This window comes from Heliomicrobium undosum (assembly GCF_009877425.1).
Taxonomy (GTDB): domain Bacteria; phylum Bacillota; class Desulfitobacteriia; order Heliobacteriales; family Heliobacteriaceae; genus Heliomicrobium; species Heliomicrobium undosum.
In genome coordinates, this window is sequence record NZ_WXEY01000028.1 from 1 (window position 1) to 16,241 (window position 16,241).

General features: G+C 54.7%; 12 protein-coding genes and 1 riboswitch. Of the genes, 1 reads left to right on the forward strand and 11 read right to left on the reverse strand.

The window, feature by feature from the left end:
* Window positions 1-103: 103 nt before the first annotated feature.
* From GTO91_RS15870 to GTO91_RS15895, 6 genes are all read right to left on the reverse strand, one after another.
* Complete coding sequence (locus GTO91_RS15870) at window positions 104-3,223, reverse strand: Ig-like domain-containing protein (protein WP_161259711.1); 3,120 nt, start codon at window positions 3,221-3,223, stop codon at window positions 104-106.
* 222 nt (window positions 3,224-3,445) lie between these two features.
* Window positions 3,446-4,219: a pilus assembly PilX N-terminal domain-containing protein gene (locus GTO91_RS15875; RefSeq protein WP_161259712.1), complete on the reverse strand. Its 774-nt coding sequence runs from the start codon at window positions 4,217-4,219 to the stop codon at window positions 3,446-3,448.
* Window positions 4,209-5,039, reverse strand: a complete 831-nt coding sequence (locus tag GTO91_RS15880) for a type II secretion system protein (RefSeq protein WP_161259713.1) — start codon at window positions 5,037-5,039, stop codon at window positions 4,209-4,211. The genes GTO91_RS15875 and GTO91_RS15880 overlap by 11 nt, the downstream gene beginning before the upstream one ends.
* A 5-nt stretch (window positions 5,040-5,044) precedes the next feature.
* The gene (locus tag GTO91_RS15885) at window positions 5,045-5,539 is read right to left on the reverse strand and encodes a type IV pilus modification PilV family protein (protein WP_268894895.1); all 495 of its coding nucleotides are present in this window, start codon (window positions 5,537-5,539) and stop codon (window positions 5,045-5,047) included.
* Between the two features lie 217 nt (window positions 5,540-5,756).
* Window positions 5,757-6,401 carry a spore coat protein GerQ gene (gerQ, locus tag GTO91_RS15890; protein WP_235919647.1) on the reverse strand — a complete coding sequence of 215 codons (645 nt, stop codon included), beginning with the start codon at window positions 6,399-6,401 and terminating at the stop codon, window positions 5,757-5,759.
* Window positions 6,402-6,416: 15 nt separating this feature from the next.
* The gene (locus GTO91_RS15895) at window positions 6,417-6,848 is read right to left on the reverse strand and encodes a cell wall hydrolase (protein WP_161259715.1); all 432 of its coding nucleotides are present in this window, start codon (window positions 6,846-6,848) and stop codon (window positions 6,417-6,419) included.
* Window positions 6,849-7,046: 198 nt separating this feature from the next.
* On the opposite strand from GTO91_RS15895, the gene GTO91_RS15900 reads away from it, so the two are divergent.
* On the forward strand, window positions 7,047-7,958 hold the full coding sequence (locus GTO91_RS15900) for a DUF4349 domain-containing protein (RefSeq protein ID WP_161259716.1): 912 nt from the start codon (window positions 7,047-7,049) through the stop codon (window positions 7,956-7,958).
* 223 nt (window positions 7,959-8,181) lie between these two features.
* Here GTO91_RS15900 and GTO91_RS15905 read toward each other — a convergent pair whose 3' ends face one another.
* The 5 genes from GTO91_RS15905 to GTO91_RS15925 form a co-directional block, all read right to left on the reverse strand.
* Window positions 8,182-10,287, reverse strand: a complete 2,106-nt coding sequence (locus GTO91_RS15905; protein ID WP_161259717.1) for a methyl-accepting chemotaxis protein — start codon at window positions 10,285-10,287, stop codon at window positions 8,182-8,184.
* A 270-nt stretch (window positions 10,288-10,557) separates the two neighbouring features.
* Complete coding sequence (locus GTO91_RS15910) at window positions 10,558-11,313, reverse strand: ABC transporter permease (protein ID WP_161259718.1); 756 nt, start codon at window positions 11,311-11,313, stop codon at window positions 10,558-10,560.
* Window positions 11,303-12,235: an ABC transporter ATP-binding protein gene (locus GTO91_RS15915; RefSeq protein WP_161259719.1), complete on the reverse strand. Its 933-nt coding sequence runs from the start codon at window positions 12,233-12,235 to the stop codon at window positions 11,303-11,305. Before GTO91_RS15915 ends, GTO91_RS15910 begins: the two co-directional genes overlap by 11 nt.
* A gap of 59 nt (window positions 12,236-12,294) precedes the next feature.
* Entirely contained in the window at window positions 12,295-13,494 is a 1,200-nt protein-coding gene (locus GTO91_RS15920) for an O-antigen ligase family protein (RefSeq protein WP_235919652.1), read from the reverse strand.
* Between the two features lie 198 nt (window positions 13,495-13,692).
* On the reverse strand, window positions 13,693-15,741 hold the full coding sequence (locus GTO91_RS15925; RefSeq protein WP_161259721.1) for a methyl-accepting chemotaxis protein: 2,049 nt from the start codon (window positions 15,739-15,741) through the stop codon (window positions 13,693-13,695).
* 358 nt (window positions 15,742-16,099) lie between these two features.
* Window positions 16,100-16,241: riboswitch (cyclic di-AMP (ydaO/yuaA leader) on the forward strand.

The window sequence follows — 16,241 nt, forward strand, 5'->3', positions numbered from 1 at the left end:
TATCATGTTATTCTTCCCCTTTTTCGCCTTTGGTAGCGATTTTTCCTTTTTTCAATCATTTGGCGCAAAAAAGAACCCCCGAAAAAGTCGGGGGTCCGCCAGTTTAGTTATTCCACTGGTTGATATCAATAGAGGTCCTTGACTCGATATTGCCGGGATTGACCATCGCCGGCGGGAGATAGACACCAACCGAATAGACTCGTGTTGACGTTCCATCTTGGGCGGTGACGATGATTTTGAACCAGTTAACGCCTCCGACCGTCAATGTCATTTCGAAGGGATTTTCCCCTCGTTCATCCTTCTGCACCGTTTGACCATTTACGCTAATCGTTGCATCAGGGTCGGCGGCTTGCAGGATAATCGGAAGCTTATAGCTATAGGTTGAGGCATCCAACAAAGGCGCCCATTCGGTGACATTGATCATGTAGTAATCGTCTTTACTGTCATGGAGTGTTGGATTCAATTCTCCATAGTAGGTAATCAGCCCATCACTCTTATACTCGCCGATAATCAACTTGCTAAGGTCCGCAATGCTCTTAAACAGGACCGACACGTTTGCACCGGTTGACATGTCGCCGTAGGTCGCAGTAATGGTCGCTGTACCGGCGCCGACGCCGGTGATCTTCCCTTCGTCTTTGTTGACGACAACGACGTCCTCATTATCAGATTGGTAGATAACAGCAGCATCATGGGTGATGTCCACTGAAGTGTCATCGGTGAGTTCCGCCATTAACCGAATCGGTTGATTTGCGTTCTTATATAGCGAGTATTCCGCCTTATCCCAGTATATGCTTCGCACGGTTGCTTCCACCACGTTGATGACGGCTGTTTTGCTAATGCCGTTTATGGTGGCGCGTATCACCGTTTCCCCGGCGCTCTTCCCTTCGATAATACCGGGCGTTGTTACGTCAGCCACCGACCTATTATCCGCTGAATAGGAAACAGATGAGGTAACATCGGCGGTGCTTCCATCAGAGTAGGTGGCAGTGATTCGGAAGGTTTGCGTTTTTGTCTTAATGACTGTATACGGGGAGCCCTCCCAGGTGAGGTCCTTGATCACCGGCGAGCCTACAGTCACTGAAGCTTCCTGGCTGACGCCGCTGAAAGTAGCTGTCAGAACTGTAGTGCCCTGCATGTGGCCCATGATCATACCGCGGTTTGCAGTCGCGATATCCGCATTGGCAGTAGCAATTGAGATGTTGGGGTCAGTGGTTATATCCAGTGAAGAATTGTCTGTGTATATTGCGCGAATCGTGAAGGCCTTGCTTTCCCCATCGGGCACCGCGTAACGTGTCTGGTCCCAACTGAGCGCCTTTACGGCAGCCGAGGTGACCGAGACAGTGCAGATGGAACTAAACCCACCGTACACCGCTGTCAGGTTGGCGGCCCCCTCAGATTTGGCTGTGATAACCCCCCCGCTGATGGTGGCAATATTTGAGTTACTGGTCTTGCAACTGATTCCCGGGTCATAAGTGATATCTTTTGTGGATCGATCACTGTACTGCGCCGTTACCGTCACATTCTGTGTCGCGCCTTTCGGCGCCGTATAGTTGTTGGAGCCCCAGGTGATGCCGCAGAGCACGGGAGCGCCGACTGTTACATTTGCCGTCGCGCTCTTGCCGCCGTAAGCAACTGTCACGGTCGCCGTACCCATTTGAACGCCCGCTATTGTCCCGCCGGCTATCGTGGCGACAGTTTCGTCGCTGCTGTAATAGGATGTGTTGTAATCTGTGGATACATCGAGACTGGTATTATCGTTGAAATAGGCGGTCACTTTGACGTTGCCCTTCATCCCCGCAGCAACGCTGTAACTGCTCTGATCAAAAGCGATGGAACTGACCTGGGGCACGAAGGTGATGGATGCCGAAGCGGTGTCGCTTACATTGTTGGCGCCGTCCATGAATTGAACGTAGACCCACTTGAGCCCGCCCCTTCCAGGCAAGGTGTAGGCGCGTGAAGTGGCGTAGGCTTCCCACTGCGTCCAATTGATCCCGTCGTTGGAAAAGCGCATCAGCTTCACACCTGTTCCGTTGGGGCCAGGATCCTCGGCTGACAATGTCAAGGAAACAGCGGGAGAACCGGTGGTTGCCGCTCCTCCGTTGATGGTCACGCTGCCGTTCGGCGCTTTAATATCACCGCCATAATGGAGTGGAAAATGCACTTCCTCCTTCTTCCCAGCACGGACATCCACGTTTTGGGTCAAACTTTCGTACCCAGGCTTAGAGGCCGTCACAAAGGCCAACCCAGCAGGCACATTCTCCAGGAGAAAATCGCCGTTGCGATCACTCGTGGTAGACATCAGTCCCGGAATCTCCACTGTAGCCCCTTCCAGGTTGCCCCCGTTTTCCTTGTCCTTCACTTTCCCACTGATCGCGCCGGTGCTAGCGGTCTTCTTCACCCCGATCAGCAGTTTAGCAAAATCGATAGCAAATCCGTCTGGGTAACCTGTTTCATCATCGTCAAATTTGACTGTCAGTTTTCCGCTGAGCAATAAGGGGTGAAATTCATCGGGGATGGGAATGGTCACCAACTGCCCTCTTGGGCCGCTCTGGGCCAGGGAGTTAATCGCAGGTTCCATGAAGTATGCACGCTGGCCGTTGAGCCACACCTTGTACTTTGTGCCGAAACGGGTTGCCTGAAAGTCATCCAGATACAACTGTAGCATTGCCTTGTCAATGCCCTGTTTGTAGATCGAGTCTTTGTACTGGCTAAAGTCGATGGTGATGGGAACGGTTGTCATCGCAGTGGGATACCCTTGACTGACTACGGTATAGTTATTGCCAGACTTTTTGATTGTTGCTGTCATGCCGCTGTAGCCGTCATGTCCCTTATGCTCTTCTGTATCGAGATTGGGACGCAAGAGTGGATTCGTTTTTGCTTTGGAACCAATCATGATCACATCTAAGCCGTTCGGCTCGTCAGCAGGCTTGGTCCGCGGCGGAAAGGGGTGCGTATTCTTCGTCTTTTCACCACTAAAAGGATCGAAGCCCTGGTCCCAACCGGTAGCAAAGTTGTCGATATCCCCTACGCGGATCATAAAATCGGCTTCCGGCGTTTTCTCCATAGCAACATACTTGTCACGCCAGTTGCCGTTGTTCGCGTCTTGGGATGGCCCGTAATACTTGGCGCCACTTGCCGCCCATGCGGGGGAAAGTCCCGTCAGGCCGGCTGCCCAGAAGGCGCAAAGGGTAACCAAGCTGAGCAACTTCTTCCAATGTCCCATCTCTCGTCTTCGGTCTCCGTCTTAGGGAGCCCACGAAGACTTCACCTCCCTCGCTCTTTTTTCATCTAAATAATCTCCGGTCATAGACACATTCACGACGACGCCTCATGCAAAATCTAATAGGAGTCACTTCGACGGGGGTTTTTCGCGTTCCTATCGTGCTTCCGTGATTAACGAAAAATTTATATAGAATTTAACTGCTCCTCAGCGCGGGCATTCGATTTATTTTAGAAGTTCAAACTCCCATTCCATAGTCGTGATAAAGCTGCCATTATAAAACCTTTGGGAGTATTCCTCATGGTTCTCTTTCAATTTGACGTTAAATCCGGAGGTCACTTCTAAGTCACGGGAAATACCGGCAGCTGTTTGGGCGGTCACGGTGAATCTCAATTGAAAAGAATCAACCGGTTCGCTCCCGATCTCCGGAATGGTAGGCAGGTATATTTTCGGATTTTGTCTTTCCTCTTCAATAAATGAGGCACTCTCTTCTTCACTGGAGTTGTTGGTGATCGCAATGCCGACAGACGGGTTTAACAGAAAAAAACCGCCATCGGGAAGCCTGTTGCCCGGACTCGTAGACGTCCATCCAAAATCATTGTTATCGTCGATCTCGGAAATATCCAGGTATGTATAGTAAGAAAGATCGCTTCGAATCGGCTCTATACTCCCCGATTCGTCTTCCACTTCCCAATTTGTGCTCCCTGTCATCAGTGGCGGGGTAATGGACGACTCGCTTCGCAGTGTGTATGCTTTTTGTTCGTTTAACTTGCACACCACTTCATATAAGTACTGTTCCGCCCCTGCCTCCGCCGCATAGCGGGCGACAATATCATTTTGCCGGTTTCTGTCCGAAAGGAATTCCGAGAGAGTGCCTTCGATTAACACGGTCGCCGTCGTCATCATGACAATCGCGATCAACAGCACCAGAATGATTGAACCTCGTTCCGTGTCGTCAGGTTTCCGCAACGTCAAGCATCTCTCTATTTCATTCGCCATAGATCAAGACCTCATAGTTTACTTTATCTTCTTCCTCTACCACACCATCGGGTGAATCCGGGAATATCGTTACAATCAGTTTGTTCTCGCCGCGGTTCAACGCCTCCATCTCTATTGTGTCGCCATCGGACAAATTCTTTTTTTGTCCATTTAAAATTGCTGCTACATCATATGTGTTATCGTCGTAATCCGCTTTAAGGGAAATCCTAACGCCTGCTTGTCCGGTGGCTGAATAATAAAATATGGATGGATTAAAGCGGATATTTGTTAACACGCTCGATAAGGTCAAACCGTCAATGCGAGCCAAGGGGCCATAGACTCTGCTCGCGATAGACGTCTCCAGTACGGTCTCCTCACCGTGAGCGCTGCTATCGCAATAACTCATCGCGACAGTGAGCACATTTTTGCCAGTCATATCAAAAAACGGGCGTCCATTAAGCCGATTGACTTGCAGATCAGAAACATTGGTTCCGTCAATAGACAGGACGTACCGTCCGTCGCCATCGGCGTCAGTTAGCAAATACGTCTTGATTCCGTTGGGGGTAAACAACTCGTTATGTAATACCAACTGAGTGCGATTTGGCGAGGAGAGACTGTTTATGTCGACTTTCCGAGCTTTCTGGGCATCCCGGAGGAGATTGTTGAGTTGATCATAGGCGCCCGAACGGGCTTCGAAACTTTTGCTTTCTCGCTCAAGCACGCGAGTGTTCATTTGAATCATGGCGTAGATGGCTGTAAAGGAAATCGACAGAATTGCAACCACCGTCAACATTTCCACCAGGGTCATGCCACGCTCATCGCTTTTTATCCGGCGCCCCATACTGATTACCTCGTTTTGACAAAGGTGGTCAATTGAACTGACTGTTGTTCGACCGCCGGTGCTGCAGCCGGCCAAGAGACGGTAACGGACAGTTGAAGCAATTGATTGTCATGCAAATCTTGCTCAACCCCATCTTTGCCTACTGAGGGGGACTTGTCGTCGATTCCCCTAGATGTGACAACCAGTTTCGAGTGAAAGACCATGTTGTTTCGGGGAGCGCTATCGGGTATGACCGGGATGGTGTATAGTGCCCACTCACCATCCGCTCCTTTTCTATAGAGATGACCACCCGAATCAAAGAGATGATCGCGCGAAAATTCTTCTTTATACCGTTCCAACTGTTCCGCCGCGAAGGCCAGCGCCGTTGTCCTGTTTTGCTCCTCTTTCCCCCGGAAAGTGGAAAAAATGTATGCGTTGGTGGCGGCAAGCACGATGATGGACAAAATCGTAAGGGCGATCATCGACTCCAAGATGGTGAAACCCTGTTCCCTACTCTCCATAAATCCCTCGCCGATTTTTGTACAGATTTAGCTTATTTATTTTCATACTACCATTTTTTAGCGAAACGGTCTAGGCGTCAGCATGGTTTTCCCTGTCCGGCGGTTCGCCTTACGCGCCTATGTCATTTTAACATGCTATCTGCTGGCACGAAAAAGGCCCGCTTGCCGTCCGGCTGCGGGCCTTTCCTTTCAGCATCGCTGCTGGTTCACTGCTGGCTCACCGCTGGCGCACGGGTGACGCCAGATACCCAGGGTAATCGTAGGCGATAGGCTCGTCAAAGGTCACGTAATCGACGTTCACCATCAGCAGGAGGTAACGTTTTCCCGTTTTGGGGTCGCTGAGGATGATGTGGTCGCGTCCGGCGGCTTCAATGCACCCGCGGAAGCACTTGGCGTTCCACTGCACATTGTTCTCGAAGGTCATGTAAATGGTGGCCACCTTGCCCCTGTTGAGGCGGAGGATGTTTTCAATGTACGACTGCTCCAGCGGCAGCATGCCCGGCACCTGGGGGCCTTCCTCCATGACAGGACCGCCCGGGATCATGCCGCCGCTGGGGGGATAGGGAACGGTCGGCATGGGGTAGGCGCCGATGGGGCTGACCATCCCCGGCATTCCCGGCATCATCCCAGGCATTTGGGGCATCATCCCAGGCATCTCCGGCATCATGCCCGGCATAGGGCAAGGCATGGGTGCTGCGATGGGGCCGGTCATGGGACCCGGCGCCGGCATCTCCGGCATGGGATACATCGGTTGGGCAGGCAGGGGATAGGGCTCTGGGCGACAGGCGTCTTGATCGCAAGGACCCGGCTGGGCCGGATACTCCGGTCTTCCTGCGATCGGTCTCATCTCTTCACGATCCATGAAAGCACATCCTTTCTACCCTCTGTACACGTCGGGGCAATTCCTCCGTAGCGGCGAAAAAAAGCAGTGTTTCTTGAACTTTCCAGTGTTCGGCTGTCTGTACCAGGTTCCTGGACAGCCGGCGCCTCCCGGCCGGAAAAACCACAGGGCGTTGCTGGCCGGATGCCGGCGTTCCCCTCTGACGACGCGCCGCGCCAGACGGATGTCTTTTTCTCGGGCTCTCTGGTAGAAGTAGGGCCGCTGCACCGCTTCAAACCCGCCGGGCGACTGGTAGATCATGCGCTGGAGCGATCGGATGCCCCGGAAGTCAAGGCAGTTCGCCCGGACACGGTTGACACCCACATTGCCGACCATGAGCATCCCCAGTTCGCCTTCGCCTTCCCCTTCGGCCCGCATCAGGCGGGCCAGCATCTTGACCTGGTCCGTCGGCGCCTTGATGACGGCCATTTCCTCACCTCTTTGCTCCTCCATTGCGCTCCCATCATATTCAGGAGGGGAAAAAAAGGTGCGCTGCTGCCGGAGCGCTTTCTCACAATGTATACCGAATAAGGCGGAACCAACCAGGATATCCAATCGTCTCATCATTGATGAAGTGATTCCATGAAGATGTCCCATGAAGAAAATTCACAAAAGGAAGGGATTCTGATGCGGCTGCCACCCCTTTTCCGGTGCTTGTCCCTCTCTCTTTGCCTCATCCTGCTGCTTACCCTTTCCGGCTGCGGCGCTTCCAGCCGCAGCGATTCATCGAACCCGGAAAAAAACCAGGCGGGAGGCAGCCCCTCCTCTGCCCCGCACAACGGGGTTGCAGAACAGGCCGCCGCTGACAAAGCCTCCCCAGAGGGCGGAAAAGCGCCGATCCCGCCTGCGGGCGTGAACGACCGGAAGATGACCTACACCGTCGACATGGACCTGCGGGTGGAAAACATGGAAACGGCTCAAGCGCAGGTCCAGGAGATCTTCCGTTCCCTCGGCGGCTACATACTTGAGGGCAATATGCACACGACCGGCAACAACCCAACAGCGATCGTCAAGGGGCGTGTGCCAGCCCCTCGTCTCGATGAAGCCCTCCAAGATATCACCCAGGCAGGCAAGGTGCTCTCTCAGACGATGAACACCAAGGATGTGACCGACCAACTGGTCGACTGGCAGGCACGCCTCAACGCGCTGAAAGAGAAGGAACGGCGGCTGCTCCGCCTCGTCGACACAGCAGGCGAACTCAAGACGATCCTCGAACTGGAGCGAGAGATCGCCTCCACCCGCGGCGAGATAGAAAGCCTGAACGGGCGGCTGCAAGGCCTGGAAAAGAGCGTCGAAATGTCTACCATCACCGTCAAACTGCAAGAAAGACCAGTAAACCCCGGCGTGCAAACCTCCATCTGGTCGGGCTTCGGCGTAGAGATGGGCGGCGCTTTGTCCACCTCGCTCAACGCCTTCAGCTACCTCTTGAAAACGGCGCTCCTTGCCGCCATCTTCTTCCTTCCCTTCGGCCTCCTCGGCTGGGGCGGTTATTGGCTTTACAAGCGGTGGAAAGATCGGCGCAAGGATTCTCCGGAGTAACGGCAGGCACACAGCTCGAGCATCTTCATGCTTCCCCGAGCACCCCTACGCGCCACTCATCCCCACTCATCCCTAGACTTCTCCTCACGTCAAAATGAAAAAGACGTCCCTCGGCAACAACCCGAAGGACGTCTTTTTCGCTATACTCCCTTTTTGCCATGATCCCTTTTACGATATGATTCCTCCCATACCGTTCTTGGCTGGCCTGCGCCACCGCGCTCGATCACGTTTTGAACCTGACCACGATCCCCTGCAGTTGTTCCGACAAATCCAACTGGGCCGAAGCCACCTCCGCGATGCGGCTGAGGGCATCGCTGGCTTTCTCCATCTCCCGCCCGATATCGGTGGCGCCCGTCGTCGTCTGCGTCGTCATGGCCGCCACCGATTCAAAGGCACGCGTCAGTTCCTCCACCATGGCCAGCACATGGCGGCTCATGGCGCCCGTCTCCCGGGCTACCCCCAGGAAACGATCGGCGTCATCCTGATACTGACGCCCGACTCCGGCAAAGCGATCATAATCGCCGCGTACCTTTTCATTGATGAAGCGGAGGATCTCGCCGGAATTTCCGACAAGATCACCGATGGCCAGGCGCACCTGATCAGTCACCGAGCGGATCTGGGCAACCGCCTCCGTCGACTGGGCAGCCAATTTGCGCACCTCCTCGGCGACCACAGAAAACCCGCGCCCCTGTTCTCCCGCCCGGGCCGCCTCAATGGCTGCGTTCAGCGCCAGGAGATTCGTCTGCGACGAGATGTTCGCCACCGCGTCAGTCAAATCGGAGATGCGTTCAACCACCTTCGCCTCTTCCATCGACCGGGCCATGTTGATGTTGATCCGTTCACTCAATTCCCGGGCCGACTGCAGCGCCGCGTCGGCGTCGCTACGCAATTGCAACGCCCGCTCGCCCACATCGGAGGCTGTCCGTTCGGCCTCTTCCGCCTTACCGTTCAGATGGGACAGGGAGGCCGCCATTTCCTGGGCTGAAGCCGTGACCTCCTCCGTAGCCGCCGACACATTCTGGATCGACGCCACGATCTCCTGCGTCGACGCTGACACGATCTGCATGTTAGAAGACAGGTCGCGGGCCTGAAGATCCAGGGACTGTCCCGAATCGAACAAGCGCTGCCCCGCCTCTTTCAAGTGGCTGACGGTCTCACACATGGTTCGATTCATCCGATCAATTCCCCGAGCCATCAACCTGATCTCGTCTGTTCGCGCCAGATACTCTGCACGGACATCGCCAGTAGAAAAATCGTTCTCAGCCGCCCGCTCCAGCCGCAATGCGGCCAGGCGGATCGGCGTAGCGATCTGACGGGCGATCAACCCGATAACCAGGACCAGGAAAACCAGACCGGCGGCGCCTGCGCTCAGTTGCAGCAGCAACAGGCGTTTCGAGCCGGAAAAGACCTCATCGACAGGCACAATGACACCGATCGACCAGGGCGTCCCCGTCTGACCAATCGAAACGGGAACATTGATCCGAATCACATCCTTATGATACAAGGACGAGTATCCCTGCTTCGTATACACATCCCCCTTTTTCACGGCCTGGGTCAAAGCCGCCCCTGCCTCGTCACCGCTGTCGACGAGGGTCTTGCCGACCATGGACGCTTCCTTGTGGCTGACGATCGTCCCGCCGTTGGAGAGCAGTTGCAAGCTCCCTGTCTCAAAAACCCTTATGGCCGCATGCTCATCCTGCATGGAATTGATGGCCATGTCGATACCGGCGACACCGACCACCCGCCCGCCGATGATGATCGGGCTGACGAGCGAAGTGATAAAGTATGTTTGACCGTTGACGGGATACTCATAGGGTTCGATCACCTGCTCTTCGCCGGACTTGAGCGCCAACAGGTAATAGTCCCCCGGACCTGACTGAGCATAATCGACGAGCGGCTCCAGGTTGATCTTTCCACCAACTCGGGCCAGATAGGGGACCAGTCGTCCTGTCCCATCATGGCCGGCCGTCCCCGCAAACCGGCGGTCTTGTCCATCAAAGGCATCAGGCTCCCAGCAGGTCCAGACAGCGAGCACAGATGGGCTGTTGGTCAACACCTCTGTGAGCATGCCGATCACCTGATCGCGGTCGTGAAACCCTTTTTGCTTCAGCCCGCCGAGAGAACCGGCGAGCGCCCGGGTGGTGACGAGCGATTCCTCCAACTTGATCTTCACCAGGTTACCCTGCTCGCGCGCCAGGAGGAGCGCCTTTTCCTGGGCGCTTTCCATGACGATCTCGCGGGTCTTGACGATGCTGATGGCCACAACCGCCGAAAAGACAAGGGCCACCACGAGCAAGATGGAAAGGAGCATCCGCGTCTGAATGTTCATGCCTCTACCTCCCTCATACACTTTCCCTTCTGCTTCTTCCTGATGTAAAAAAAAAGGGTGAACCGGCAGCCGGATCGGCCTGCCTGTCTCACCCTCGAGTCACTCACACACTACGTATTCCGATATGATGCACTATCTTAAGAAGATTATACGACAATTGTCATCATGAATATACTCGTTTGCAATAAATTCTTTCCAGATCTTATGTCACATACCAAGTTTTTGTGGAGATATCGAATTCGAATCGCAACGCCTCAACATTGCCCCTTCTCACTGGAGCAGCCGTTTCTCCATCAACCGCACCGGCGCCCAAGCCAAGGCCGCTGACAGCAAGAGGAGCACCAACAGGTGAACCAGCAAGACCGGCGCCGGGCGACCCAGCCCCAGTTGACGGACCACTTCGACACTGTGGTAAAGGGGATTCAACCAAGCGAGGTTCTGCGCCCAACCGGGCAGCGTGCTCACAGGGAAAAAGATACCCGAAAACAGGAAAAGGGGCGTCGAAAACAAGGTGATGTAATAATTGAAGTAATCGATATGCTTGCTCCATCCCGTAAAGGTGAGGGCCGCCGTGGCAAAAAAGAAGCCGTGAACCGGCAAAAAGGGCAGGATCAGCAGCGCCCAGGCGGAATGGACGAGGCCGAGGCTGGTAACGACGATCAGGATGACGGCCCCGAAAATGAGGCTTTTCAGAGACGCGAACAGCAGGTCGCCGAAGACCACATCAGCGACCGTGGCCGGCGTTCCCAGCATGGCATGGTAGGTTTTTTGGAAATGCAGCCGCACGAAGCTGCCGTAAGTGGCCTCAAAGGTGGCCGCCCACATGGCCGAAGAGGCGATCATGCCGAGCCCGATGAACTGAAGGTAACTGACCCCCTCGACCTCCTGCACCAGACTGCCGAGGCCAAAACCCATGGCCACCAGGTACAAGAAGGGCTCGATAAAGTTGAACATCAGGTTGGTCATCCATGTCTTCTTCAGCACATGGAGATGGCGGCGAAACACCCGCCAAGCGTTAATCGTCATGGCCCAGGCTCCCTCCGGTCAAGGTGAGGTAAACGTCTTCCAGGTTGCTCGGACGGTGGATGCATCGGCGCGGGTTGAGCCCCAGCGCCGGGATTTGCTCCCACAGCCGGTCCCCCTCGTCGGTAAATAAGAAGGTCATCTCGCTGTGGATGACAGGATGAGCCCCCAGCCGCTCCGCCTCGGCGGCCAGACCCTCCGGCAAAGCGCTCGCCGGGATATTGACCTGAATCACCTCAGGGGGGATAAAGGTCTGCACCAGCCAGTCCGGCGCCCCTTCAGCGAGGATGCGCCCTTCGCTGATGATCACCAGCCGATCGCAGAGTTGGCTCGCCTCCTCCATGTAGTGGGTCGTCAGGAGCAATGTGATGCCGCGTTCCTTCAGTTGGCGCAACTTCTGCCAGACCAGATGGCGCGCCGCCGGGTCGAGGCCGGTTGTCGGCTCATCAAGGACGACGATCTTAGGGTCGTTGACGAGGGCGCGGGCAATGACCAGGCGGCGCTTGAGCCCGCCCGAGAGGCTCTCCACATCGGCGTCAGCCTTTTCCTCAAGGGCCATGAAGTTTAGCAGTTCCTCCGTCCTAGCCGCCGCCTGCGTAGCGGAGATCCCGTAAAAGGAGGCGTGAACGAGCAGATTCTCCCGGACCGTCAGATCAGGGTCAAGGTTGTCCTCCTGGGGGACGATCCCGAGGTGGGCCTTCAAGGACGGCGGCGTCAGCGTCACCTTCTCGCCCATCAGGATGAGTTCCCCCGCATCGACGCGGGAAAGGCCGTAGAGCATCCTCATCGTCGTGCTTTTCCCGGCGCCGTTGGGACCGAGAAAGCCGAAACACTCTCCTTCGCGGATGCAGAAAGAGACGCCGTTGACAGCGGTAAAATCGCCGTAGCGTTTGACCAGGTTTTTCGCTTCGATGATCGCTTTCATGGGTTCATTGTCCTTCCTTCAGTTTAAAACGCTTGTGGCGAATTCTCTCCAGTATCGTTTCAAAGGGGGCGCGAATGCAAATGGCTGGCCGCAAAGCCAAGGATGATCCAGAATAGGGGCACGACCATGATCACATCGTGTAAAAAGAGCCCCTGAAGCACATATCCCAGGATCATCGCGAAATAGATAAATCCCTCACCCGACTGCCAATTCATCAGAAAATAGCCTAAAAAACGGAGATACGCAATGAGTGAAAAGACTCCGGTCGTGATCAGGATTTCCAGAATGAAATTATGGGATTTTGTCTGGACCATCCCATTTGGCATACGGATGTTCGCGTACATGAGGTGGTCCGGCCCCAGGCCAAAGGCCCAATGCTGAGGAATCAGTTTTAAAACCTCTTTCCATATCAACATCCGAAAAGAACCGGCTTGATTGGAAAGCGTTACGGCATCGTTGATCTCTGCTTTCATGCTATAGGCCCTGCTGAGCAGAACGCCGTCCTTTGAGAACGCCAATAAGGCGGTGATGGCCAGGAAAATCATCATGATTATATAGATGCGTTTCCGCTGGAATGGGTCGTGGAAATGACGAACAAGGATCCAACTAAATACGACGAGAAAGGCGATCCATGCGCCCCGCGTATTGCTGACCAACAGACCGGCATACAGCGTTGCTGCAGCAGCCGGGCTTCGCCACCCGGAAGAACGGATCGAAACAATCACTGCGGCGGGAAGAATCAGTACGAGATAGGCGCCAAGCCAGTTTGGATTCCCCATCGTGCTGTAGACTAGCCCGTCCAGATCGCTGTCGGGAACGAGATTGATCCCGTAAAACTGCAGGACCGCCAGAGTGGACACGATGACTCCCGCCAAGAACATCCCGTTGAGCAGTTTTTCCCTTCTGCCTGTTTGATAAGCCAAGACAAACAAAACGGCGCAAAAGACATAGGTCATGTAGCCCGTGCACCGGTAGCTCCCCGTCCACGCCACTTTTGGGTCCGCTGCCAGCAACGTGGCGATCAGGGAAAACCCCAAAAAAGCGGCCAGCGGGATCAACAAGGGATGGCGTATCTTGACTTGTTCCTTGAAAAGAACATACAGGGCCAGTGCGGAAAAGACGGCCAAATGGAAAAAGCGCATCTCAAAGTAATCCTGAATGGCTGGATTCGCCAGAAAAGGATAGACAGAGAACATGAACAACAGCATGCTGTATTTGATGTCTTCTAATCCCATCCGCCTAGAAGAAAAGCGTGTCATCCCGTTCACATCAACAACCTCAGTTTCACATCGATAACCTCCGCCCTTTGATTATACCATCGACAACGTTGAATTCCGCTAATCTACCATACGTTCGCACCTTAGCGTTTCGCTCATGCCGGGCGCACAACAAAAGAACCCCATGCCGCAAGGCCGGGGTTCTTTGTATCACTGTCATGTTTGTTTTGGTAGGGAACCTTATACGTTAAACCGCTTGATCTTTTCCAGCAAGTCCGCAGCCATCTTGTCCAGTTCCTCCATGGTCGCCCCGATTTCCTCCAAGGTGCTCGCCTGGAGTTGCACCCCCGTCGCCATCTGCTGGGCCAAAGCCGCCGAGGTCTGCGTCGAACCGGACAAGTCACCGATGGTCGCCGTCATCTCCTCGCTCAGCGCCGACTGTTCTTGGGCGGCGGCGGCGATCTCCTGGATTTGGCCGTTCACGCGGCCGACAGCGTCGACAATCGATTGGACCTTTGCCATCATGGCCTGGACCTGGCCGGACGTAGCGACGATCTGTTCCTCCGTTCTGTCGCTCATCGCCACAGCGTCCCGGGTCTTCGCCTGCATATCGGCGATCACATTGACAATCTCCTGGGCGGATTTCCCCGACTGCTCGGCCAGTTTGCGCACCTCTTCGGCGACAACAGCGAAGCCTCGGCCATGTTCGCCTGCCCGGGCCGACTCAATCGCGGCGTTCAGGGCCAGCAGGTTCGTCTGCTCGGCGATACCGGTGATGATGTTGACAAATCCGGCGATGCCTTCTGTCGCTTCAACCAGTTGGCCGACGACTGCTGCGATTTCCTTACGGCTGGTATCCAGATTTACCACTGTTCCGGCGACGAGGTCCATCGTTTTCAAGACCTCTGCCGCCTGATCACTGACGATGGCGCTGTCATGGGAGGCCGATGTGGCCGATTCGGCCACATGTTGGGCCGTTTTTGCCACCTCGTCGGAGCCCTTGCCTGCCTCTTTCAGGGCGTCCGCGTTATGAATGGCGTCACGGGCCACCCCTTCGACGCCGGCGGAAACCTCGGCCATCCCTTTGTTGGCGCTTTCCGCTGCCTGGGCCACCTGTTCCGTCGACAATGTCATCTGATCCACGGCGCTGCGAAGACCCACGATGACCTCCCGGTTGGCGGCGATCATGGTGTTGAAACTCCGGGAAAGGTCACCGATCTCATCAGTTCCATCGATGTCCGAACGAACCGTCAAGTCCCCCCGGCTGGCCGTCTCCATGAATTCCTTCAGCCGGTAAATGGGTTTGACGAGGGAGTTGGCCAGTGTCAGCGAGACAGCCACCGCGATTCCGGCGATCACCAGCCCTGCGATGATCAGCGTCGTAATCAAGCGGGCCGCTTCGGCGCGCAGGTCATCCACATTGACGCTGGCAACGATGTACCAGTCCCAGGGCTCAAAGTAACGGAAGATGGACAGTTTCTTTTTTCCTTCATAATCGTATTCCATCTTGCCGTTCTTCTCTTTGATTATCTGCTGGATGAAGGGCAGGTCGTTGCCGTTCTTGCCTTTCAAGGTGGGATGAATGATAAAGTCCCCTGCCGTATCCATGACAAAGGCATAGCCGTTCTGGCCGACTTTGATGTCAGCGACGGCTTTTTCCAGGATCGGATCCTGTTCCTTGACGCCCACGTAAAGGGCGCCCAAGACTTTACCCTGCTTGTCCGTCAAAGGGGTATATCCTGTGATGTACCAGCCTGTGACCACAAAGGCGCGGCCCTGAAAGGGCTGTTTGCGCAGGATCGACTGGTACACAGGCGAATCGCTCTTGATCGAGGTCCCGACGGAACGCTTCCCCTCTTTGTCGAGGACGTTCGTGCTGACCCGCACCAGTTCATTGTCATGCAGCAAAAAGACCGTCGCCGTCCCGCCGATCGTTTCCTGGAGCTTGTCCACATACGCCGTATCCAGGGTCAACCGCTGATTGCCGGCATACAGGGCCGGCAAGTTGTACTTGCCCACCTGCGTGGGCTCACCGACCTCTAGGCGGACTTCGCCAAAGTCAGCCAATTCCGTTTGGGCCTCTTTCATGTTAAACCTTAGTTGTTCTTCCAGCGCAGCCTGGCGGATCCCCACCATGCTCTGGATCGATTCGGTGATGTGTTCGCTGTCTTTAGCGGCTGCCCGTGTAAGGGCCTCATCGGCTTTCATCCCGGCCAGGACGCCGAGAACACCGGCGCAAAAAACCGTCAGGACGACGAAACTGGCGATCAACTTGTTTTTAATCCGCATCTTCTCATCTCCTCTTCTTGTGTCGCCCAATTTTTCAATCCGGTAGGCAAAAACGGATTCTGGAACGATGGAAAAAACGGAACTCAGGCTTTATCACGAACACCTCGTGAATGCGTTTTTTAGAGCGATTAAGGATAATCGACTATCTCGGCTTACATACAAGGAAGTTCTGCCTGTCATGATTGCTCTCGCAACTAACAATAAATAAATTATATAATTATCCCCATTAGTAAAACAACCGGATATTCTTTCATATATAGGCGCCCCTCATGCTTCACCGAATTGCAATATTAACCAATTCGGCCGAATTGGGTTTACGCGCCTTTTTTTCTATGTTATCCTTATAGAGTGAAAAGTTCATAGACCAGCGCTGAGTTCCACAGGATGTGGAAGCGGGGGACCCAACTTTTTGGGGTGAATCCGGCAGTTTATCTGCTGGTAGGGCTGACTCTCTGGCCCGAATCCGACAGCTAACTTCGTAAGCGCCTTATGGAGAGAAT